Consider the following 23817-nt stretch of genomic DNA (forward strand, 5'->3'; position numbering starts at 1 on the left):
AGATCCTCCCTTACTTTTCGATTTCACGAGTGTTGTACATCTCACGGATAGCAGCATCATCCAGTGCCATATTTGCACGGATCGCTTCTTCGCACTTACCGTTTGCGATCTCTTCGACACGGTCAGCCAGATGCTGGCACTTCGGTGCAATGTACTTACCATTCAGGCGGCGAGCCAGCATTGCAACCTGAGGATGAGAGATACCAGCCGGGCAGCGAGAAGAGCAAACGCCGCACATAACGCAGTCAAAGGATTCTTCTGCGCACTTTGCATATTCCCCACGCTGTGCATATGCGATGTACTGCATTACATTCAGTTCCTGTGTACATGCGTTTGTACATGCATTACAGCCGATACACGAATAAATTTCTGGATAGGTCTTCATCATAACAGTCTCATCCGGACGCACCTCGTTGATATCATAAATCTCCTTGATCAACGGGAAAAACGGCAGCTGAGTGATGTACATGCCATCTACCACCTGTGTGGAGCAAGCCAGGCAGGTGTGCAGTTCTCTGTCGCCCTTGATACGGTAGATCGTAGCACACGCACCGCAGAAACCATTCCGGCAGCCGCAGCCTCGAACCAGTTTATAACCAGCATATTCCAAAGCCTTCATGATGGTCAGGCTGGCAGGTACCTCGTACTTCTTGCCCATCACGAACACATTAACCATCTGTTCCATGTGAATTCTCCTTTACCATTAATATTCATTCGGCAGTTCGGACAGCTCATCAAAGCGGAATACCGGACCGTCCTTGCAGACATATTTGTCACCGATATTGCAACGACCGCACTTGCCGATACCGCACTTCATACGCAGCTCCATTGTGGTATACACCTGTGTCTCCTGGAAGCCCAGCTTTTTCAAACCATCCAGCGTAAACTTGATCATAATAGGAGGTCCGCAGATGAGAACTGTACGGTTCAGATCAGGCTTCAACTCTTCCACATAGCTGGGGATAAAGCCAACGTGCCCATCCCAGCCTTCCTGAGGACGGTCGATGGTCAGATCCACTTTACAGTCCTGCTTCCATTCATCCAGAATTTCTTGATAATCTACCAGATCATCTGCCGAACGAGAACCATAAATGATATGCAGTGAGCCATAAGCATTGGGATCTTCTTTTTTCTTGTCACGGCAATAGTTAATGACAGAACGCAGCGGCGCCAGACCGATACCGCCGGCAATAAAGAGCAGATCCTTACCCTTTAGTTCCGTTTCTACGGGGAAATTCTTGCCATACGGTCCACGGATGGTCACCTGCTGACCAACATCCATCATGTGCAGCCAGCTGGTCAGGCAGCCGCACTTCTTGATACTGAATTCCATAAATTCAGTATTTGTCGGCGAAGAGGTAATGGAAAACATACCCTCACCAACACCCGGAATAGAGAGCATTGCGCACTGACCGGGCATATGTTCAAAGACTTTTTTTCCGTCAAGGCCAACCACACGGAAGGTCTTGACATCCGGAGTGTCGATACGAATATCTGTGACAACGCCGACCTTCGGAATTAACGCTTCTTGTCTCATTCGTGATCCTCCCCCAGTGTCTTCATGACTTTTACAATGTTCATAGAAATCGGGCAGCTCTTCATGCAGCGGCCGCAGCCAACGCAGCCAAAAGTGCCCTCATTGTTTGCGGGATAATAAACCAACTTATGCATAAACCGCTGACGAAACCGTTCCAACTGTGTGGGACGGGGCTGACCGCCGGCAGTCTTTGTAAAGTCGGAATACATGCAGCTGTCCCAGCAGCGGAACCGCTGGATGCCATGACCCGTGTCATAATCACGGATATCATAGCACTGGCAGGTCGGGCACACAAAAGTACAAGTACCGCAGCCCAGACATGCCTCAGACAATCCAGCCCACTTATCGGAATTGAACAATTCCATCAGCTTATCACCGCCGAACTTATCTGTAGACAGGTTCTTCAGCGGCAGCTTATCCAGCACCTTGCGGATATTCTCCTTCGCTGCATCGGCAGCATTATCAGCAGCATCTTCCAGCATAGGCAGAGATGCCAACAATGCCTCACCCTTTTCGGTATTTGCCTGCATCAGGATCTCATCGCCAGATTTCCAGCAGCTGATATCCCCTGCCGGCTCTGCGGCATCAATGCCGAATACCGAACAGAAACAAGTCTCGCTGGGCTTTCCGCACGCCATAGTCATGATCACGCCATGTTCCCGGCGGTTCTGATAGTAGCTGTCTACCGGATCGGACAGATAAACGCTGTCCAGAATCTTGAAGCTTGCTGCATCACAGGCACGCACGCCGAAGATCACAAAGTCCTCGCATTCCTCACGAATATCTTCGATCTCGATGGATTTTCCCTCTACCTTGAAGTTTGCCATACGTTCTACCTGCGGAAAGAAGAAATCCTTTGCACTGCGGACAGTATTGACAGCATCTGCTGCATAGACCGTTTCTGGTGTCCAAACAGCATATTTTGCGCCACGCTTTTCATCCGCACCGTCTGCTGTAGGCAGATAGAGCTTTTTTGTCTCTGCAATGGCAGCGAACAGCGCATCCAGATTCGAACATGAAACTTTTTTCATCACTTGCTGCCTCCTTTATATACAACATTCGGCTCGCAGTCTTCCTTTGTGAAGTTCACCAGCGGTGCACGGCTTCCTTCTTCTGCACCTGCCTGATATTCTCCATAATAGGTGTTGATATCCTTGATGAACTTGCGGTTCAGCAAGTGCAGCGGAATGTGCTGGGGACATACACGAGAGCACTCGCCGCAGTCTGTGCACCGGCCGGCAACGTGGAATGCACGGATGATGTGGAACATATTCTCTTCGAAAGAATCTGCTGCAGCCTTCTGGGACACGCCGGATGCCGGGTTGTCGAATACGCACTGCTCACAGCTGCATGCCGGGCACACATTGCGGCAGGCATTGCAGCGGATACAGCGGGAAAGTTCGCCGCGCCAGAAAGCAAAACGCTCATCGGGTGTCATTGCTTCCAGCTTTGCCACTTCATCAAATCGACCGCAATCCTCGTTTACGCTGCCGTTCTCACCCAGCATTTCGTCGAATACGACTACTTCGTGGCTCTTGCAAACCTTGCAGCGTTCCAGCAGACAGTCCGCCTTGTTCAGGGTCACATCACCGTACATGGTATCCACCTTTACGGTGTCACCCTCTGTGGAAACGCCCAGGATACCTTCTGCACCGGAAGCACGGACAGTGTCCGGATCCAGCTTTCCGTCACAAGGAATGCCGATAATATATACATTTTCACGCTTGATACGGTGCTCTGTCAGCAACTGATTGAAGCTGTAGGAATCACATGGCTTCAGAAAAACCAGCGTTTTTCCTTCCAATCTGGACAGCTTGATCAAATACTTCGACAGGTTGCTGCCGCAAAAATCGTGATATACAAAATCCTGTTCCAGAGCTTCCGCAGAATCAAACACAGCCGGTGTGGGATCATATACGAATTCACCGTTTTTCCAGCCCAGAACACGTACCACTGTACCGTCTGCCAGAAGCGCAGAGGCTCTTTTCATCATTTCGCTTTGCATCTCAGATCCTCCAGTCTCTTGTTCTCGCCCAGTGCTGTTACAGTTTCCACGAATTCATTCATAGTAGCTGCAAACTTTGCACCTTCTGCGGCGGATACCCATTCTACACGGGTACGCTCTTTTTCGATACCCAGATAGTCGAGCATAGAGAAGAGCATGGTCATTCTGCGGCGTGCATAATAGTTACCGGTGGTGTAGTGACAGTCACCCGGATGGCATCCGCAGAGAATCACGCCGTCTGCGCCGCGCTGAAAGGCACGCAGAATAAAGAGCGGATTCACACGGCAGGAGCAAGGGACACGGATGATCTTGACATCTGCCGGATAGTTAGAGCGGTTGGTTCCCGCAAGATCAGCACCTGCATACGAACACCAGTTACAGCAGAATGCGACGATTTTCGGTCTAAATTCCTGATTTACTTGCATATTGCATCTACCTCCGCCATAATCTGACTGGTTGCGAAGCCCTTCAGATCCATTGCACCGGACGGGCAGGCAACCGTACATGCACCGCATCCCTGGCAAACTGCCTCATTGACAGATGCCACACGGCGAATCATTGTGCCATCCTTGCGGCGGCTGAAGTCCTTCTCCTCATACGTAATTGCGCCGTACGGGCAGACATTTGCACAAGTTGAGCAGCCGTTACACTTGAGTTCGTCGGAATGTGCAACACAAGGATTGCAGGAGAGTTTATCTTTTGCCAGCAGACCAATTACCTTGGATGCGGCAGCGCCTGCCTGTGCAACAGTCTCCGGAATATCCTTCGGGCCCTGGCAGACACCGGACAGGAATACACCTGCTGTGGGGGATTCTACCGGACGCAGCTTTGCGTGTGCTTCAGTGAAGAAGTCGTTGGTATCCATGCTGGCAGTGAGCATCGTTGCCAGAGGACGAGCTGTCTTGTCCGGTTCAATGGCTGCTGCCAGAACGACCATATCTGCCTTGATGTGCAGCTGCTCATTGGAGATCAGGTCAGAAGCCTGGACATCCAAAGTACCGTCTGCCTGAGGTGCGACCTTGCCCACCATACCTTTAATATAATGTACACCGTACTGTTCTACTGCACGACGATAGAATTCATCGTAATTTTTGCCCGGTGTACGAACGTCAATGTAGAATACATAGACATCGGTATCCGGATATTTTTCACGGCAGAGCATTGCATGTTTTGCGGTATACATGCAGCAGATCTTGGAGCAGTACTCCTTACCGCAGCCATGGGTAGAACCAGATTCACGGCTGCCCACGCACTGTACAAATACCAGCGTTTTCGGCTGCTTGCCGTCAGAAAGACGCTGAAGATGGCCGTCTGTAGGACCGTCTGCCTTGAGGATACGCTCAAATTCCAGAGAAGTCACAACGTCCTTGCTCTGAGAATATGCGAATTCATCATAGCCATCAATGTTGATGGGGTTATAACCTGTTGCAGCAACGATAGCGCCGTACTTTTCCTCAACGATGGTCTCCTTCTGCTCATAGTCGATAGCTCCGGCGGAGCATACTGTGGAGCAGAGACCGCACTTACCCTTGGTGAGCTTGATACAGTGCTCGCTGTCCAGAACAGCCACATTCGGGATTGCCTGTGCAAAGGGAATGTAAGCTGCATGGCGGTTGCTCAGACCCAGGTTATAGGCATCCGGTACATTCTTGACCGGGCACTTTTCAGTACATGCGCCGCATCCGGTACACTTGTCCTCGTCTACATAACGAGCCTTCCGGCGGATCTTCACGCTGAAGTTACCTACAAAACCAGTCACTGCCTCTACTTCACTATAGGAGTAGATGGTAATGTTCTCATTCTGTGCACACTCTACCATTTTCGGGGTGAGGATACAGGACGAGCAGTCCAGTGTCGGGAATGTCTTGTCGATCTGTGTCATCTTGCCGCCGATAGTAGGTTCTTTTTCCACGATATCTACCGGATAGCCAGCTTCGGCAATATCCAAGGCTGTCTGGATACCGGCAATGCCGCCGCCGATGACCAGTGCACGCTTGGTTACCGGGCTTTCGCCGGCAGTCAGCGGGGTATTCAGCAGAACCTTTGCAATGGCTGCACGTCCAAGAACGATCGCCTTTGCAGTACCCGCTGCCATATCCTTGTGAATCCACGAGCACTGCTCACGGATATTTGCTACTTCCAGCAAATAAGGGTTCAAACCAGCAGCCTGAACTGCCTTCCGGAAGGTTGCCTCATGCATACGCGGCGAGCACGAACATACGACAACGCCTTCCAGCTTATATTCCTTAATTGCATCCTTGATTATGTTTTGGCCTGCCTCTGAGCACATGTACGGATAATCTGTCGAAAAAACAACTGCCGGCTCTTTTCCAAGAGTTTCAGCAACGGTTTTTACATCGACAGTACCGGCAATGTTTGTACCGCAGTGGCATACAAAAACACCAATTCTCCGCATTTTTATGCCTCCTTACTTGCTGTATTTCCGGAATGCGCTGACGATCGCCTGCTGCGGCAGATCTTCATCTACCATTTCGGGGATCTGTTCCGATTTCAGGTGATTCTGTCCCTGCTGACGAATCACCGCCAGTCTGACTGCTTCCACCAGTTTTGCCGGCTCAACGTCACGAGGGCAGCGTTCTACACAGGCAAAGCAGGAGAGACATGTATAGATGGACTTGGATGCCATGAGCTTTTCGATGTCACCCTTTTCCACCATATACACGAACTGATGCGGATGATATTCCATTGCATCATAAGACGGACAGGTGCCGCTGCACTTACCGCAGCGCATACACTTGAGCGGATTGACGCCGCTCGCTGTCAGAACGAGCTCTTTATAATCTGCCATTTCCGTTCCTCCTTATTTCAGACCGAGTGCTTCTGCGAGCAGTTCGGTAAAGTATGCGACCGGCAGATCAGAAACGCCGGAATTCTTCTGGAGGTTGTAGAGACAGAGCGGACATGCGGTGATGACCATCTCTGCACCGTTTTCCGCAGCGCTTGTCATCACCTTGTTGCTCCGGGACTCTGCCACAGACTTTTCATCCAGTGTCAGATAGCCGCCGCAGCACTCATTGCGCATCGGATAGAGCACCGGTGTCGCACCGATGGCACGGATAAAGTCCTCCAGGATCTTCGGATTCTCCGGGTTATCCATCTGCATGGTTTTTCCCGGACGAAGCAAAAGACATCCGTAATACGCCGCAATTTTCTTGCCCTTCAGGGGATTGACGACCTTCTTTTTCAGTTCATCAAAGCCTACCTTGTCACGCAGCACTTCCAGATAATGAAGCACTTCGGTTTCACCCTGGTACGGCTCGTCCAGCTTCAGATAATTGTTTGCCTTCAGGACGATGTTGTCATCCGTCTGCATGTCATGGTTGACCTGCTTGATGACATTATGACAGGCGGAACAAAGAGTCACCAACGGCTGTCCCAGTTCCTTTGCCTTTGCCAGTGCACGGATGGATGAGAGCTTTGTTGCGATCTCATTTTTCGCCATCGGATACACGCCGCCGCAGCATTGCCAGTCCGGAAGTTCTTCCAGAGTAAATCCCAATGCTTCAGCAGAGATCCGGGCATAACGATCGAGGTCTTTCGCCTTAGTCTTTAAAGTACAGCCCGGAAAATAACTGTATGTCATAGCAAAACTACCTTTCTTTCTTATTTTTCAGCGCAGAGCGCAGGGTTCAGACCATCTGTTCCGGATGGAACACCTCGTCGAACCGTTCCGCTGTCAGGAATCCCAACTCAACGCAGGCTTCCTTCAGGGAAATATTGTCATGGAACGCCTTCTTTGCCGTCTTGGCAGCGTTTTCATAACCGATATAGGGGTTCAGTGCTGTTACCAGCATAAGGGAATTGTGTAGGTTGTGGTGCATCTTCTCACGATTTGCGCAGATACCCACAGCACAGTTCTTGTTAAAGGAAACAATAGACTCTGCCAGCAGACGTGCAGACTGGAGGAAGTTATATGCACAAACCGGCATAAATACATTCAGCTCGAAGTTGCCCTGAGAAGCTGCCATGCCGACAGCCACATCGTTGCCCATTACCTGCACAGCGACCATAGTCACCTGTTCGCACTGGGTCGGATTTACCTTGCCCGGCATAATGGACGAGCCAGGCTCATTCTCAGGAATGGTGATTTCGCCGAGACCGTCACGGGGACCGCTTGCCAGCCAGCGCACATCGTTAGCGATCTTCATCATATCCGCAGCCAGTGCCTTGAGAGCGCCGTGTGCAAATACGATCTCATCCTTACTGGTCAGTGCATGGAATTTGTTCTGTGCGGTAACGAAGTCCTTACCAGTTAACTCAGAAACTGCCTTTGCAACTTCCACATCAAAGCCCTTCGGCGCATTCAGACCGGTACCTACTGCGGTACCGCCCAGTGCCAGTGTTTTCAGATACGGCAGCGCAGAAACGAGCATCTCGCGATCACGCTCGAGGGAAGTACGCCATCCGCTGATCTCCTGGGAAAACTTGATCGGCGTTGCATCCTGAAGGTGGGTTCTGCCGCTCTTGACAATGCCTTCATGCTCTTCTTCCAGGCGGCGGAAAGTTGCTACCAATTCGTCAATTGCCGGCAAAACCTTATCCTCCACTTCCAGAACAGCAGAAATGTGCATTGCAGTGGGGAACGTGTCGTTGGAGGACTGGCTCATATTCACATCATCATTGGGATGCAGAAGTTTCTTTCCAGCGATCTCGTTTCCACGGTTCGCAATGACTTCGTTGGTGTTCATATTCGACTGTGTGCCGCTTCCTGTCTGCCATACTACAAGCGGAAAATGCTCGTTCAGGCTGCCGGAAATCACCTCATCACAAGCGGTAGAAATAGCAGCAAGCTTCTCATCCGTCATTTTTTCCGGACGAAGCTTGTGGTTAGCGATTGCGGCAGCCTTTTTGAGGATACCAAAAGCATGTGTGATTTCCCGGGGCATCGTCTCAATGCCCACGCCGATCAAAAAGTTCTCATGGCTGCGTTCTGTCTGTGCAGCCCAGTACTTGTCGGCAGGTACCTTGACCTCTCCCATCGAGTCATGCTCAATGCGATACTCCATGTTCATCTCTCCTATTTTGTAAATTTTCGGGGATCCGGTTTACAGCCCGTATTCAAAGCAATAGCGTGCAAAGCCATCAGGCGCTCTTTATGCGGTGTTGCTTCAGGCAAAGGAATCCCTCAATGTGTGTCCGGCAAAAAGGCTGCATCGCCAGTGGCCGCAGTCCGCCGGTTCAGGCTGCTGTCCGCAGCCGGTTTTCGTTCCGACACGGATCGCGGCACAGCAAAGCTGGAAAACACAGCCTCTCCTGCTGTCGACCCGTCCTGTCCGGACGCAAATTCAGTTGACAGAAAAATCAATGCTTCAGCACAAGATACCGTCGTATCTGCGGCAAAATGACAACATGATATACTATCGATAGTATTATAACATATTCCGACTCATTTTGCAAGATACATTCGCAAATTTTATATGAACAAGCGGCGGTGACTGCTGGGATTCTCTCCGGATCCTGCCGGGTTTTGCTGCAATAATTTCATGCCTGCACTTGCCTTTTGACCTATTCCATGGTATAATACAATTGAAGTTTTTATTTCTGCACAACGCACCGGAGGTATCCATATGGAAGATTTCACCGCACGTCTGAACCAGGCATTGCAGCAAAAACAGATGACACAATCCGAATTGTGCGAAAAAACCGGCATTTCCCGTTCTACCATGAGCCAGTACTGCTCTGGCTCGTTCCGTCCCCGTGACGGCAAGCTGCGCCGGATCGCAAAAGCGCTGGGCGTAAAAGAGGCCTGGCTCATGGGGTACGACAGCGAGGAAGCACAGGAACTGTCACTGGAGAATTACCCGAATCTGCGTCCTGTCCGTCTTAAGCGGTTTCCCCTTTTAGGCGAAATTGCCTGCGGCAAACCAATTTTTGCCCAGGAAGAACGGGAAAGCTTTATTATGGCAGACGCCGATATCCATGCAGATTTCTGTCTTCTGGCACGGGGGGATAGTATGATCGGCGCACGGATCTATGACGGCGATGCTGTGTTTATCCGCAGCCAGCCAATGGTGGACAATGGCGAAATTGCCGCTGTCATCATTGACGATGAAGCAACTCTGAAACGGGTATACTATGACCGGAAGCACGCAAGATTGCAGCTGGTGGCAGAAAATCCGGCATATTCTCCCTTGGTCTATGTGGGCGAAGAGTTAGAATATGTACGGATCCTGGGAAAGGCAGTGGGATTCATGAGCCTGCTCTGAAAAACATCCTCCTGACCATTCTATGTCTAAAAATGAACCGGCAGAACAGTCGCACTTCTGTTCTGCCGGTTCTTATTATTTTTTACTTTTTATAAAAAAATTATAATAGCGGACTAATTGTCCGTAGGATTGCTTGCCACAGACGGCTTCTCCGACGGTTTTTGCAATCCTGCAAGGTCACACGACGGCTTTTTTCCATGGTAACAATGCAGTCCAGCTTCAATTTTTTCAAAGCACTGCATTCCACCATCAGAACAGCGCATTCCATGTGCAGATACAGACTGCGATAATCCATATTGATGGTTCCCACAATGCCGATACGGTCGTCTACCAGATAGCTCTTTGCATGGATAAAACCAGGCGTATACTCATAGATCCGCACACCAGCACGGATCAGCGACTCATAGTACGAACGAGTCAGAGAATATACGATCCGCTTATCCGGGATACCCGGCGTCACGATCCGTACATCCACACCACGCTGTGCTGCCATGCAAAGGGCACGCTGCATTTCATCATCAATGGCCAGATACGGAGTAAAAATATAGACATAACGCTCCGCTTGCGCCAACAGATCCAGGTAGACATCCTGCGCCAGGGTCTCATTTTCAAAAGGTGAATTATAATAAGGTTGTACAAATCCATCGGAGGGAAATGACGAAGAATGATAGTAATGAGGCTTATATTTTTTACAAGTATCCTCTGTGTCATGAAAAGCATTCCACATTTCCAGGTGCATTAGTGTAAAACTGTAAGCTGCCTCACCATACAAACGAACGCCGGTGTCTTTCCAATGCCCGAATCGCTGGATCTCATTGATGTACTCATCTGCCAGGTTAAATCCGCCTGTATAGGCAATATATCCATCAATGACTGTAATTTTCCGGTGGCTGCGGTTATTCATAACAGCAGACAACGCCGGCCGAAAGGGATTGAACGCCATGACATGGATTCCGGCTTCTGAGAGTTCCTGCCGGAAATGTTTCGGCAAACAGCCAATGCTGCCCAGATCATCATATATAAACCGCACCTCTACCCCATTTGCAGCTTTTTCTTTCAGTACCTCTTTGATAGAGTTCCACATGACGCCTTCCGTGATAATAAAGTATTCCATAAAAATGTAATGCTTTGCCTGCTTCAGATCTGCTATAAGCTGTACATAGGCATCATCCGCCACGGAGTAATATTCCACCTGCGTATTCTCATACATGGGGAATCCACAGCGTTCCAGATAGAAGCCGATAGAAGCCGTCCGAGAAGGCAATCCGCCCAGAACGCTTTCTACGGGAACACGTGCCCCAATAGCACGTTTGCCGTGATGGAGCTGTCTGCGCATTTTCCGGGACGGCCGCTTATCGCCAAACATCAGATACATTAAGCCGCCCAAAACCGGAAACGTACCGATAAACAACAACCACAGGATCTTATAAGACGGATTGCCGGGTTTACTGATAATATATAGTTCGATCAGAACGCTCAGCACAACAAATCCCACATTGATCCAAGAAGCGTATTGCGTCAATCGCAAAAACAAAATAACAAACCACGCAAGCTGTATTGCAATCAAAAAGCCAATGATAACAACCCGGCTTGTGAGCAAACTGAACAGCTTTTTCAGCTTTCCTCTCATAGGTATGCACCCCTTCCCTCGCTAAAAAAGATTTGCCTTTAGTATAACAGATGTTTCAAAAAATAGCAAGCAGAAATTAAAAATTTTACGAAAAGTAAGAGCATCACGTTCTGATTTTATCGTACAAAAAGAATTCAAAAAAAATGTATACAATTCCTATCAAAATATGTTATACTATAAGAGCTTGTATAGAAAAATACATCAGGGAATCTCTATCAAATCTGGAGACACCCATCAATAAATTGATAGAACTGGAGGAGACAACATGTTGCAATTGGAACAAATCACATGGAATCTGCCGGACGGAACTCCTTTGATCCAGGGAATTGACCTGACGATTCCCGATGAGAAAATGGTAGTTATCACTGGTCCGAACGGCGGTGGAAAGACAACTCTTGCAAAACTTATCGCTGGTATTATTCCGCCTGCATCCGGACGCATTTTGCTGAATGGCGAAGATATCACGAACTACAGCGTTACAGAACGTGCCAGAAAAGGCATTTCTTATGCCTTTCAGCAGCCAGTGCGGTTCAAGGGTATGACCGTGCAGGACATGATGGAACTTGCCGGCGGCGAGTCCATGTCCCCGGAAACCATGTGCACCCTGCTCGGAAAAGTCGGACTTTGTGCCGAGGAATATGCTGACCGTGAGATAAACACCGGACTTTCCGGCGGCGAAATGAAACGTATTGAGATCGCAAGCGTTTTGGCACACGGCGGCAGATTTATTATTTTTGATGAACCTGAAGCAGGCATTGACTTATGGAGTTTCACTCGTCTGGTGGACACGTTCCGAGAAATGCAGAAACAGGAACAGACTCTGCTCATCATCTCTCACCAGGAACGCATTTTGTCCATTGCAGACGAAATCGTCGTTGTGGCAAATGGAAAAGTACGCACCAAGGGCAGCCGTGAAGAGATCCTGCCCACACTGCTGGAGGACGAGCGCACCGCACGCTGTCCTCTCGGAAAGGAGGAACGCCGATAATGGAATCGAAACTGAAAGAACTGCTGAAGCTTGTCTCCGATTATGAAGGCTCTTATGACGGCGCATACAACATCCGCTCCAACGGACAGTGTGCCGAACGAAATTCCACAGAACATATCCGAATCGTCTCTAAAACAGACCAGCCAGGGCTGGATATTTTCATCCAGCCGGGTACCAAAGGGGAAAAAGTGTTTATCCCCGCCTGCGTTACCCAGACCGGATTCCACGACCTGGTATACAACGACTTCCACGTAGGCGAGGATGCTGACGTCACCATCGTTGCTGGCTGCGGCATCCACGCAGAACACGGAGAAGAAACAGTGCACAACGGCATCCATCGATTTTTTATGGGAAAGAATTCCCACGTGATCTATCAAGAAAAGCACATCGGAACAGGTGCGGCAAAAGCAGACCGTGTCATCGACCCGGTAACAGAAGCATTTCTGGAAGAGGACGCTGTTCTGGAGATGGACACAGTCCAGCTGGGCGGTGTGGATCACTCCCGGAGAAAAACCAGAGCAGAGCTGGAAGCACGTGCCAAGATCCTGATTCGTGAGCGCATTATGACAGACGGCGATGAAACGGCAGAGACAGATTTTTCAGTGGTGCTCCGGGGAAAAGATTCCGGCGCAGATCTGATCTCCCGTTCTGTTGCACGGGGCAATTCCAAGCAACATTTCATCTCCCAGATCCACGGCTTGACACGCTGCACCGGTCACTCGGAATGTGATGCGATCCTGGCGGAAAACGGTTCTGTCACAGCAGCACCGGCACTGGAAGCATCCTGCATTGATGCAGCACTGATCCATGAAGCTGCCATCGGCAAGATCGCCGGCGAACAGATTCTGAAGCTCTGTACCCTTGGACTGACAGAACAAGAAGCAGAGGAACGCATTATTGCCGGATTCCTGAAATAAGCATGATATAAAAAGCCCTTTCCTGTATGCGTAATCACACGCAGGAAAGGGCTTTTATTTATGCAACTTTCTCTGAAATCTGCCGCATCTTTTTCTGATACGTAAATTTCAGAACGACACAAGAAACAACAGCTGTCACAGTTTCTGCAATGGTAAACGACCACCACACCAGTTCAGACGGATGTGAAGTTGCCAAAAACAGGAAACACAGCGGAATCGGCAGCAAAACCAATCGCAGTACTGCCAGCACCAAAGGTGAAAAGATGCAGCGAAATGCCTGCAAAATGCCCTGAATTGCCACTGTAATGCCCATGAACACATAACCAATGGTACAGATATGCATTGCACGGGTGCACAGCACCTGAATCTCCTTTCCGCCGTCACTGTTGAACATACTGGAAATGGGACCTGCAAACAGTTGAAACAAAATTGTCACGATGAGCATCAGCCCAATAGAATAGATCAAACCATACTGCACGCACTGGCGCAGTCGCACCCGTTCCTGTTTGCCATAATTGAAGGCAACAACCGTGATCAGCGTATTGCTCAGACCGAATGCAGCAAATAGTGCAAACTGCTGAATCTTATAGTAGATGCCGTATGCAGCTTGCAATGCTTCCGCCTGTGCACCTTGAGTGCCGAATACCAGATTGACCAGCAGCACCATAACGGACAGCAGCCCCTGCATCACCGCCGCCGGAATACCTACGGTATAGATACCACGGATGAGTCCCCACTTGGGGCGGATATGTTTCCAGTCGCCCCGGATTTCCTTATCCCAGCGGTAGTGGAAAAACATAGCCGTTGCCAGCGAAACGATCTGACCAACTACAGTTGCAAATGCAGCACCCACAACGCCCATGTTCAGTCCGAAAATAAAAATGGGGTCCAGGATGATATTGAGCGCTGCACCGCTGATCTGCGCAATGGTGGAAAGATTGGTTCTGCCAGTCCCCTGCAAAAATCGCTCATACACAGTATAGCCAATATTACCGAAAGAACCGATACAACAAATGGTCAGATACTTTGTACCCATTTCCTCTCTCAAGGCATTGCCGCTTGCCTGCATGGCAATAAAACCGTGGGCACCAAATATACCAAACAGCAAAAATACCACATAAATACAGATTCCCAGGAAGATACCGTTTCCAGCGATTTCCGCTGCCTTTTCTCTGTTCTGCTCTCCCAGCGTTTTGGAGAGCAGCGCATTGATGCCAATTCCCGTCCCCACGCCGATTGCCACGATCAGCAGCTGAATAGAATAGGAATCTGTCAGCGCCAATACAGCTGCATCGCCATTTTCCATATGGCTGACGAAAATGGTATCCACAATATTGTACACTGCCTGCAAAACCATGGAAAGCACCATGGGCATTCCCATACTGAGGATCAGTGTCCGAATGGGCCAGTCTGCCAGCTTGTTACCCTTTCTTGTGGGCGGATTTTGTATTACATTTTTCTGCATTTCGTTCCATACCTCCTAAAAAATACGTAAAAAAGCGCAAAAGCGGCGTAAATCCAATCAATGACAACTGGATTTACGCCGTTTCAGCTACACGTTATATCTTTATTTTAGCAGTTCTTTAATAAAAAAGTAAGCACAAATTTCTGAAAAAAGGATGAAAATTCTCCATACGCAGATTCCATCAATCTTCCATCACTGGAATCCGGGACAGAATGGTGACACCTTCCCGTGCCAGTCTCTGCTTGAATGCCTCGGCTGTTTTCTGATCACAGGTGCTGATCATACAGCCGTTTTCCACTGCACCCAGCAGTTTCACGCCAATTTCTTCTGCAATTTTTGCAAAGACGCCACTGCCACAGGGAGAAGTCCGATAGCACCGAGGAGCATAGAACGCATCAATAGATGCAACAAAATCCGTGTTTCCATCTGCCGGTTCCCAGCTCTGGGACAATACCGTATCTGTCTGCTTAACTTCGTCAATGAGGTCACCCAGCACTGCGCTTGCGGTAGGCAGCTTTCCTGCTCCACGTCCATAGAACATGGTCTTATCCACGCCGTCACCCCATACCATGACAGCATTGAACACCCCATTTACATGGGAGATCAGACTGTCATTCATAACAACCATGGGCATAACAGTGGGAAGGATTCTGCCATCCTTCAAACGCTTGACTGCGCCGATAAGCTTTACTGCACCGCCAAATTTCTGTGCCAGCTGAACATCCTCCAGCTTGATATCACGGATTCCCTTAGTGTACACCTGATCCGGATACACGTGCTTACCGAACACCAAAGAAGACAGGATACAGATCTTCCGGCAAGCATCACCACCGTCGATATCCGCAGAGGGATCCCGTTCTGCATAGCCCAGCTTCTGTGCCAGTTCCAGAGCATCTGCAAAACGCATTTTATCGCAGAACATTTTTTCCAGAATGAAGTTTGTAGTACCATTTAAAATGCCGGCAACAGCTGAAATATCGTTGGCTGCCAGACAAGTATGCAGCGGCCGAATGATCGGGATCGCACCGCCAACGCTTGCTTCAAAGAAGAAGTTCACATGGTGTGCCTTTGCTGTCTGAAGCAGGATATCGCCTTTTTCCGCCACCAGCTGTTTGTTGGAAGTAGCAACGCTCTTTCCTGCCTCCAGACAGCGGCGGACAAAATCAAACGCCGGATTTACACCGCCCATGCACTCTGCAACATAGCCCACCTCCGGGTCATCCAGAATGATCTGAATATCATGCACCACACGGTCACCATAGGGATCATCCGGGAATTCCCGCAGATCCAGGATATAACCGATTTCCAGTTCCGTACCGGTATTCTGTTCGATCTTCTTCTGATTCCGATAAAACAGCTCCACAACACCGGAGCCGACAACACCATAGCCCAAAACAGCAATCTTTTTCATATGACTCATATTCCTCCAAATTTATTCGCCGGAAAGCAGCCGAACCTCTACTACGCCGTTCAGTTCCGAGATCGCACGAGTGATCTCAATAGGATTCGCCGCACCTTCCCCCATTTTTAAAGAAAGGGAGACCAGTGCAACACCGTCTACGGGGATATTCTGATTCACCGTCAGGATATTGGCATGCATCCCATACAGCGTGGTCAGCACATTGGACAGCACCCCTGCCTGATCGCACAGGGTGACAGAAAAATTGACGATTTGCTGCGTCATTTTATCATCGTATGCGAATACACAGTCCCGGTACTTATAAAAAGCGCTCCGGGAAATGCCCATCCGTTTGCACGCAGAGGAAAAGCTGCCCTCAGTTCTATCCGCAACAAGCTTTTTTACCTCCAGCACCTTTCCGAAGATCTCCGGCAGCACTGCGGTATCCACAACAATGTATCGTGTTTCCTTGTCCATCTCTGTCTAAGCCGCACCGAAAACAACATTCCGTGTACGAGCTATTCCTCCTTGTATGATCTCGGTGCAGTCACAAACTGCATTCTGCAATACGTCCGTGCACAAAAAACAATTGTACTTATCACAACTATATAACTATACCATGAATTCTGTCGTTTGTCAAGGGATTCCACTGCATTTTCTCCAGATCCACTGCATTTTCTCCAGATCCTGCGAATTCTTTCTTTTCTCAGAGAAACCAGGCAGAAGAGCAATACATATCAGCATCTAATGTGATTTTTTCAAAAATCAGCGTTTTTTTCTTTTTTTCATTAGAAAATATCACTTTTTCGTTTTAAAATCAAGACAATTTGAAAAATGGCAGAAAACGACTTGACAAAACGGCAGAATTCCTGTATGATAATAATGTCAATTCAATCGGATCGCAGGTTTGGTCGTTCCCGTAAGGCACTGCGTTCTTTGATAATTGTTGAGACAAGTGAGATTATACGTGAAACAAAGGCGTTTCCATGACTAAGCCGATACAGCAGTTTGTATTGTGTTAAACCATGAAAATGCTTTTTATTTTTAGGAGGTTATTATCATGTCCAAAAATGTTGCAGAATTCTTTGCTTGCGACGTCTTCAATGACGAGGTCATGAAGGCAAGACTCCCGAAGCCGGTTTATAAGGCTATGACCAAGACCCGTAAAATGGGTACGCCCCTGGATCCCACCTATGCAGATGTTGTGGCAAACGCCATTAAAGACTGGGCGATCGAACACGGCGCAACACACTATACCCACTGGTTCCAGCCGATGACAGGTTCCACTGCAGAAAAGCATGATTCCTTCATCAGCCCCACAGACAACGGCATGATAATTATGAACTTTTCCGGCAAAGAACTGGTAAAGGGTGAGCCGGATGCTTCTTCTTTCCCGTCTGGCGGTCTGCGTGAGACCTGTTCTGCAAGAGGCTATACTGCATGGGATCCCACTTCCTACTGCTTCGTAAAGGAAGGTTCTCTGTATATTCCAACAGTATTTGTTTCTTATACCGGCGAAGCTTTGGATAAAAAGACTCCCCTGCTGCGCTCTATGGATGTCCTGAGTACACAGGCAATCCGTATCCTGCGTCTGTTCGGCAACACCACTGCCACAAAGGTGACTTCTACTGTTGGCCCAGAGCAGGAATACTTCCTCATCGACAAGAAAATGTATGACCAGCGTGAGGATCTGATCATGACCGGCCGTACGCTGTTCGGTGCAATGCCGCCGAAGGGACAGGAACTGGAGGATCAGTATTTTGCAAACTTGAAGCCACGTATCGCTGCTTATATGGCCGATCTGGATGAAGCACTGTGGAAGGTCGGCGTATTCGCTACGACAAAGCACAACGAAGTTGCACCGGCACAGCACGAAATGGCACCGATATTCACCACAACCAATATTGCCACCGACCAGAACGAGCTGGCAATGGAAGTGATGGAAAAGATTTCCCTGAAGCACGGTCTTGTTTGTTTGCTGCATGAAAAGCCTTTTGACGGCGTAAATGGTTCCGGTAAGCACAACAACTGGTCTATGGGCACAAACGATGGTCAAAACCTGCTGGATCCTGGTTCCACACCCATGGAAAACATGCAGTTCCTGACATTTCTCTGCGCTGTCATCAAGGGTATTGATGAATATGCAGATCTGCTCCGCATCAGTGCTGCATCTGCTGGCAATGACCACCGCCTGGGCGCAAATGAAGCACCGCCGGCAATCATCTCTATCTTTATGGGTGAAGAACTTCAGGGCGTTCTGGACGCACTGGAAGCTGGCACTTCCTATAAGAGTGAATCTAAGGTATTTGAAATCGGCGTTGACTCTCTGCCGGCATTCCCGAAGGATTCTACCGACCGTAACCGTACTTCTCCGTTCGCTTTCACCGGAAATCGATTCGAGTTCCGTATGGTTGGTTCTTCTGACAATATCGGCTGCCCGAACTTCCAGTTGAATACCATTGTTGCAGGTGAACTTTGTGAAATTGCAGATAAAATGGAAGGAGTCCCGGCTGACAAATTTGACGAAGAACTGAAAAAATTGCTGGTTTCCATTATCAAGGAACACAAGCGTATTATTTTCAACGGCAACGGCTATTCACAGGAATGGGTAGAAGAAGCAGAAAGACGTGGTCTCCCGAACTTCCGTTCGACGGTAGATTGTGTTCCGCATTATTCTGATCCGAAGAACGTGGCTTTGTATGAAAAGTTCGGCGTACTCTCCAAGGCTGAAATTGATGCCCGTGTTGATATCCAGCTGGATAACTATGCAAAGACGATCAATATCGAAGCGCTGACCATGATCGATATGGCAAAGAAGAAGTATATCCCGGTTTGCATCTCCTATGCAAAGGAACTGTGTGATACCATTAGTGCAAAAACAAGTCTGGATATCTGTGCCTGTGTAGAAAAGGATCTGGTTTCTAAGGTCAGCGATCTGACCAAGAAGGCTTATGACGCAACTGCAAAACTGGAAGAAGTAACTGCTGCCGCTGCTGCAAAGGATTCTTGTATTCTGGAAATGGCAAAGTCTTATCGCTATGATGTCATCCCGGTAATGGATGAACTCCGTGCTGCTATAGATGCACTGGAAATCATCACGCCGTCTGAGAAGTGGCCTGTACCGGCATACAGCGATATCATCTTCAACGTATAAATTCTGAGAAAGGTTTACCTCCAATCTCAAGTAAAGCATCCTGGACTTTCTTATGGAATGTTCGGGATGTTTTTCGTTTTTTCGTTCCCTCTTGACAAAAACCGGATGCTATGCTATACTATTTCTAAACCGTTATATGTATAATACAACAGGTAACACAGCAAAGGAAGTATCTTTTTACATGAAGTTTCACAGTCAGATTATAAAAAAACCGATTGCAGGCATTTTGGTTATTTGCCTGATCTTGTGCAGCCTGTATGGTCTTTGGACAGGAATATGCACCTGCCGCACCTATTCCATTACGCCCCTTACAAATAGCGATCTTACAGCACTGGATCTATCCAGTACAAAGCATTTGATGATCGTCGCACACCCGGATGACGAGACACTTTGGGGCGGCGCACATTTGCTGGAAAGCGGCTATCTGGTAGTCTGCATCACCAATGGCACGAACAAAACACGTTCTGAAGAATTTCAGTCAGTCATGGCGAAATCCGGCAATGTGGGACTGATTCTCTCCTATCCCGATAAAACTGCTGGGAAACGGGATAACTGGATGCATATCCGCACACAGCTGCAAGCAGATCTGGATAAAATCATCACATACAAGCCGTGGGACGATATCGTAACGCACAATGCTGCTGGAGAATATGGACACATTCACCACAAAATGACACATCAGCTGGTGACCACAATTTATGATACCAACGAACTGCAAATGCCGCTGTATGTCTTTGGAAAATACTATCGAGCTGCGGTTCTGCCAGATGTGAAAAATACGCTGACACCCATCTCTGCAAATGCTCTCATGGAAAAAGAAACACTTTTATCTCTATACCCATCTCAAACTGCAACAGCGAATGCCCTTTCCCACATGAATCCCTATGAAATGTGGACAGAGATCCGAGGAGGCACACAGCATGAACAAAAAACGTGAGAAAAAAATCATTTTTATACACTGTGGCTGTCTGACGTTGATTCTGGGTGCAGTAATCGGCCTCATTTTTCTGATACATCCAGGCTGCATTTATGGTGCACAGACGGACTGGAGCAACCAGCACTTTGCTATTCCAGAATATTTTCGCACCCGTTTCTATGCCACCGGAAACTGGTTTCCCAATTTTGCTATGCATCTGGGCGGCGGACAGAATATTTTTAATTTCGCCTATTACGGACTGTACAGCCCCATTCTCCTACTTTCTTATGCCTTCCCTGGAATTTCCATGGCAACATATATCCAGATCTCCAGCATCCTTCTGACACTGCTCAGCAGCATTCTCTGTTATTTCTGGCTGAATAAATGGTTCCGCCGAAACACCGCTTTTCTGCTTGCAATTCTGTATCTTCTGGCGTCTCCTGTCATCTTCCACAGCCATCACCACATTATGTTTGTCAGCTACTTTCCTTTTCTCTTCTGGGGGCTATTCGCTGTACACCGAGCATTGGAAAAACGATGCAGTATTCAGCTCATTCTTGCAGCAGTCTGTATCTTACTCACCAGTTTTTTCTTCAGCGTGGGCGCATTTTTCACGCTGTTTCTCTATGCCCTGTTTCTGACCATTCACCAACACCAGGTGCATGTCCTGCGGCAGATACTGCGCACTTTTGGCATAATCACAGCCCATCTGCTTTTAGCAGCTGTCATTGCAGCGTTTTTTCTTCTGCCAGTTGCCATGACCTTATTCAACGGACGTGATACAGACAGCAGCACGTCCCTGTGGCAGATTCTCCTTCCAAGCATTCACCTGCGCTACCTGACCTACAATCCTTTTTCCATCGGCATGACATCTATTTGCATTCTGGCAATTGCAGCCATGCTTTGTTTTCCCAAAAGATCCTATCGGTTTCTCGCAATTGTATTTACCGTCTTTTTTTGTTTCCCAGCTATTCTCTATGGCATGAATGGTACCATGTACTTAGATCCCAAGGCGTATATTCCCTTTCTGCCGCTGCTTTTGCTGCTGTGCGGATTCTTTTTTACAGAATTGCGTGCCCATCAGATTGCCCGAAAACAAACGCTGATTCTCTTTGCAGTGTTTTTGGGATTAGGACTCCTGATGCATGACGGAACAGATTATGAGCGGATTGGGACTATTCTGGACGGTATGTGTATGCTCATAGCATTCTTCTTGTATACCCGGAAACAAAGGCAGCTATTCATCCTGATTCCCACGCTAGTTTTCAGTATCACCGCCTGTCTTGCCGTCAATCTGGGAGATACCTACATGAAAAAACAAGATCTGGATGTGGTTTATTCAGATGAAATGCAGGAATTGGTGGATACAATTGCAGAAGATGATCCATCTTTTTACCGTATTTCCAACGAATATCACGCTGGAGATACCGTCAACCGTATCTGGGGTTCAAATTATTACCGCAGTTCTGTCTATTCCTCCATTCATAACAAGTCACTTTCTGATTTCTATTTCGAACAGATCTGCAACGAAAACAGCATCCGGAATGCTGCAATGATCGTTCAATCCAAAAATCCCATATTTGGTATTCTCATGGGTGAAAAGTACATCATCACACAAAAACCCATCAATCGCTATGGTATGAAACAAATTGCACAAAAAGGAGCGTATCTTCTCTATGAGAACACGCTGGCATATCCCATTGGATTTGCCACGCCCTATGTCATGACCCAAGAAACGCTGCAATCCTTGGGATATCCCAACCAACTAGAAGCGTTTCTGGAAAATGCAGCGGTCTCCGAATCTGATCTTTCTGATACACCTTGTATGAGATCTAAGCTGCCTAACAGTATTAAAAAAGTATCTCCCACTTATCATACAGAAGGCATTGATCCAGCACAAATTACCGATGTGGGAGAAGGCTATTACATTCACAGCAAAGAAGCATTTTCCATTACAGTCACACTGGACACCCCCATAGACGCCATGATCCTGCTGCAATTCCACGTCAACAACCACTTAGGCAACGGTTCTACCACCGGTGATGTCACAATTTCTGTCAACGGTATCCGCAACAAATTGACCGATCCATCCTGGAAATATCAAAATCGAAACAACGATTTTCAGTATACACTATCTTCTGATAATCCAATTCAGAAATTGACACTTGAATTTTCTGCAGGAGACTATGTGATCTCCGATTTTGCCATGTATACCATGGACTATGACATTCTGGAACAGGCGGCAGAGCAAACTGATCCATGGGAACTGAAGCATGATACACTCGGAGACGACACCATGGAAGGGCGTATACAAGTCAAAGAAGATGGCTGGTTCGTACTGTCGATTCCCTATGATACCGGCTTTCAGGTTTTTATTGACGGCGTAAAAACAGCATATTACCCTACAAATACGGATTTCATCGGCTGTCCCATTTCTGCCGGCAGCCATCAGATCCAAATCACCTATACTGCCCCCGGCTTTTCCATCGGAAAAAAAGTTTCTGTGATTGGAATCGCTGTTACCCTGCTGTGGTTTTTAGGGAACTTAACAGTATCCTATCTGCATCGCCGGAGTCGGAAAAAAATCGCTGACAAACTGGATAGTTCCGAAAAATGTGCTATCACCACAAAAGAACAAATCCCCTGTTTGCAAAAAAGATAAAGAAGTTGACAGCGCACCTACGACTTTTTCTTGTATCCGTGGAAATTCTGCCGAAAATCTGCACATCTATTTGACGTGAACGCACATTAATCCTATATTGACACCATTATATCGCATCCGGTAATTCTCTTTCCGGATGCGTTTTTTATCGGTTCACTGCCTTTTTCTCTGTCCGCTCCAACAAATAATCCACGGAAACATCGTAAAAATCCGCCAGCCGCACCAGAATTTCCGTGGGAATGTCATGTCCCCCAGATTCATAATAACTATAGGTACGCTGACTGATAAACAACACCTTTGCCATATCAGTCTGGGTCATGTCCATATCTTCCCTTAAATTACGAATTCGTACATATTGCATAAAATATCACCCTTTCTATATGAGTATTATTTTATGCTAGCACGAATTATTCTATTGACTTTTAGAACAAAACATGCTATAATAGGGTATCATATGATAGAAAGGATGTTTTTTCATGGAAGAAAACAATAATTCTACGAATACTGCTGTTTCGCAGCCCACACCACAACCGGAGCAAAAAATGAAATTTTGCAAACATTGCGGTGGAAAAATCCCGGAGGATGCTGTACTCTGCACACTGTGTGGCAGACAGGTTGAGGACATCAGTAAAAACAATGCGGCTCAACCACAAATTATTATCAATAACGATAATATCAACACAAATACAAACACCAATGTAAATAATAACGGCGGACGTGGCGGCAAAGCAAAAAACAAGTGGGTTGCTTTGGTTCTTTGCTTTTTCCTTGGTGTGGTCGGAGGACACAAATTTTATGAGGGTAAAATTGGTATGGGAATCTTATACCTGTTTACAGCTGGTTTATTTGGCATTGGCGCATTAATTGACTTTATCGTTTTGCTGTTCAAGCCAAACCCCTATTATGTCTGATTCATT

Annotated in this window: 22 protein-coding genes; 8 read left to right on the forward strand and 14 right to left on the reverse strand. The window is 47.8% G+C overall.

The window, feature by feature from the left end; all coding sequences use genetic code 11:
- Positions 1-10 precede the first annotated feature (10 nt).
- Genes QZ375_RS04630 through fumC form a run of 9 tightly spaced genes read right to left on the reverse strand, consistent with a single transcriptional unit; the run spans position 11 to position 8569 of the window.
- Positions 11-685 carry a 4Fe-4S dicluster domain-containing protein gene (locus QZ375_RS04630; protein ID WP_295215937.1) on the reverse strand — a complete coding sequence of 225 codons (675 nt, stop codon included), beginning with the start codon at positions 683-685 and terminating at the stop codon, positions 11-13.
- A gap of 18 nt (positions 686-703) precedes the next feature.
- Complete coding sequence (locus QZ375_RS04635) at positions 704-1537, reverse strand: FAD/NAD(P)-binding protein (RefSeq protein ID WP_295215940.1); 834 nt, start codon at positions 1535-1537, stop codon at positions 704-706.
- A complete protein-coding gene (locus QZ375_RS04640; RefSeq protein ID WP_295215943.1) occupies positions 1534-2568 on the reverse strand; it encodes a 4Fe-4S dicluster domain-containing protein in 1035 nt (344 codons plus the stop codon). The genes QZ375_RS04635 and QZ375_RS04640 overlap by 4 nt, the downstream gene beginning before the upstream one ends.
- A complete protein-coding gene (locus QZ375_RS04645) occupies positions 2568-3542 on the reverse strand; it encodes a 4Fe-4S dicluster domain-containing protein (RefSeq protein ID WP_295215946.1) in 975 nt (324 codons plus the stop codon). The genes QZ375_RS04640 and QZ375_RS04645 overlap by 1 nt, the downstream gene beginning before the upstream one ends.
- Positions 3527-3967 carry a hydrogenase iron-sulfur subunit gene (locus tag QZ375_RS04650; protein ID WP_295215949.1) on the reverse strand — a complete coding sequence of 147 codons (441 nt, stop codon included), beginning with the start codon at positions 3965-3967 and terminating at the stop codon, positions 3527-3529. The genes QZ375_RS04645 and QZ375_RS04650 overlap by 16 nt, the downstream gene beginning before the upstream one ends.
- Positions 3958-5958, reverse strand: a complete 2001-nt coding sequence (locus tag QZ375_RS04655; protein WP_295215954.1) for a CoB--CoM heterodisulfide reductase iron-sulfur subunit A family protein — start codon at positions 5956-5958, stop codon at positions 3958-3960. The genes QZ375_RS04650 and QZ375_RS04655 overlap by 10 nt, the downstream gene beginning before the upstream one ends.
- A 12-nt stretch (positions 5959-5970) precedes the next feature.
- On the reverse strand, positions 5971-6351 hold the full coding sequence (locus tag QZ375_RS04660) for a 4Fe-4S dicluster domain-containing protein (protein ID WP_295215957.1): 381 nt from the start codon (positions 6349-6351) through the stop codon (positions 5971-5973).
- A gap of 12 nt (positions 6352-6363) precedes the next feature.
- Complete coding sequence (locus tag QZ375_RS04665) at positions 6364-7146, reverse strand: CoB--CoM heterodisulfide reductase iron-sulfur subunit B family protein (RefSeq protein WP_295215959.1); 783 nt, start codon at positions 7144-7146, stop codon at positions 6364-6366.
- Between the two features lie 46 nt (positions 7147-7192).
- Positions 7193-8569, reverse strand: a complete 1377-nt coding sequence (fumC, locus tag QZ375_RS04670) for a class II fumarate hydratase (RefSeq protein WP_295215962.1) — start codon at positions 8567-8569, stop codon at positions 7193-7195.
- 126 nt (positions 8570-8695) lie between these two features.
- On the opposite strand from fumC, the gene QZ375_RS04675 reads away from it, so the two are divergent.
- Together QZ375_RS04675 and QZ375_RS04680 are read left to right on the forward strand one after the other, a co-directional pair.
- Positions 8696-8908: a hypothetical protein gene (locus tag QZ375_RS04675; protein WP_295215965.1), complete on the forward strand. Its 213-nt coding sequence runs from the start codon at positions 8696-8698 to the stop codon at positions 8906-8908.
- A 222-nt stretch (positions 8909-9130) separates the two neighbouring features.
- Positions 9131-9769: an XRE family transcriptional regulator gene (locus QZ375_RS04680; RefSeq protein ID WP_295215968.1), complete on the forward strand. Its 639-nt coding sequence runs from the start codon at positions 9131-9133 to the stop codon at positions 9767-9769.
- Between the two features lie 100 nt (positions 9770-9869).
- Here QZ375_RS04680 and cls read toward each other — a convergent pair whose 3' ends face one another.
- Positions 9870-11399, reverse strand: a complete 1530-nt coding sequence (cls, locus tag QZ375_RS04685) for a cardiolipin synthase (protein WP_295215971.1) — start codon at positions 11397-11399, stop codon at positions 9870-9872.
- Between the two features lie 265 nt (positions 11400-11664).
- On the opposite strand from cls, the gene QZ375_RS04690 reads away from it, so the two are divergent.
- Positions 11665-12387 carry an ABC transporter ATP-binding protein gene (locus tag QZ375_RS04690; protein ID WP_295215972.1) on the forward strand — a complete coding sequence of 241 codons (723 nt, stop codon included), beginning with the start codon at positions 11665-11667 and terminating at the stop codon, positions 12385-12387.
- Positions 12387-13304: a SufD family Fe-S cluster assembly protein gene (locus QZ375_RS04695; protein ID WP_295215975.1), complete on the forward strand. Its 918-nt coding sequence runs from the start codon at positions 12387-12389 to the stop codon at positions 13302-13304. The genes QZ375_RS04690 and QZ375_RS04695 overlap by 1 nt, the downstream gene beginning before the upstream one ends.
- A gap of 58 nt (positions 13305-13362) precedes the next feature.
- On the opposite strand, the gene QZ375_RS04700 is transcribed toward QZ375_RS04695, so the two are convergent.
- The 3 genes from QZ375_RS04700 to QZ375_RS04710 all read right to left on the reverse strand — a co-directional run bounded on the left by QZ375_RS04700 (position 13363) and on the right by QZ375_RS04710 (position 16645).
- Entirely contained in the window at positions 13363-14769 is a 1407-nt protein-coding gene (locus QZ375_RS04700) for an MATE family efflux transporter (RefSeq protein WP_295215978.1), read from the reverse strand.
- Between the two features lie 181 nt (positions 14770-14950).
- Positions 14951-16180: a homoserine dehydrogenase gene (locus QZ375_RS04705; RefSeq protein ID WP_295215981.1), complete on the reverse strand. Its 1230-nt coding sequence runs from the start codon at positions 16178-16180 to the stop codon at positions 14951-14953.
- Positions 16181-16201: 21 nt separating this feature from the next.
- Positions 16202-16645, reverse strand: a complete 444-nt coding sequence (locus tag QZ375_RS04710; RefSeq protein ID WP_295215984.1) for an ACT domain-containing protein — start codon at positions 16643-16645, stop codon at positions 16202-16204.
- Between the two features lie 583 nt (positions 16646-17228).
- Here QZ375_RS04710 and QZ375_RS04715 point away from each other — a divergent pair.
- From QZ375_RS04715 to QZ375_RS04725, 3 genes are all read left to right on the forward strand, one after another.
- Positions 17229-19322, forward strand: coding sequence for a glutamine synthetase III (locus QZ375_RS04715; RefSeq protein WP_295215987.1), 2094 nt, complete (start codon positions 17229-17231; stop codon positions 19320-19322).
- 181 nt (positions 19323-19503) lie between these two features.
- On the forward strand, positions 19504-20259 hold the full coding sequence (locus QZ375_RS04720; protein ID WP_295215990.1) for a PIG-L family deacetylase: 756 nt from the start codon (positions 19504-19506) through the stop codon (positions 20257-20259).
- Entirely contained in the window at positions 20243-22900 is a 2658-nt protein-coding gene (locus QZ375_RS04725) for a YfhO family protein (RefSeq protein ID WP_295215994.1), read from the forward strand. Before QZ375_RS04720 ends, QZ375_RS04725 begins: the two co-directional genes overlap by 17 nt.
- A 145-nt stretch (positions 22901-23045) precedes the next feature.
- Here the strand turns inward: QZ375_RS04725 and QZ375_RS04730 are convergent, their stop codons facing one another.
- Positions 23046-23261: a helix-turn-helix transcriptional regulator gene (locus QZ375_RS04730; RefSeq protein ID WP_295215997.1), complete on the reverse strand. Its 216-nt coding sequence runs from the start codon at positions 23259-23261 to the stop codon at positions 23046-23048.
- A 115-nt stretch (positions 23262-23376) separates the two neighbouring features.
- Here QZ375_RS04730 and QZ375_RS04735 point away from each other — a divergent pair, with 115 nt between their 5' ends.
- On the forward strand, positions 23377-23811 hold the full coding sequence (locus QZ375_RS04735) for a TM2 domain-containing protein (RefSeq protein ID WP_295216001.1): 435 nt from the start codon (positions 23377-23379) through the stop codon (positions 23809-23811).
- Positions 23812-23817: the final 6 nt, after the last annotated feature.

This window comes from Ruminococcus sp. (assembly GCF_019417665.1).
Lineage (GTDB): Bacteria > Bacillota > Clostridia > Oscillospirales > Ruminococcaceae > Ruminococcus_C.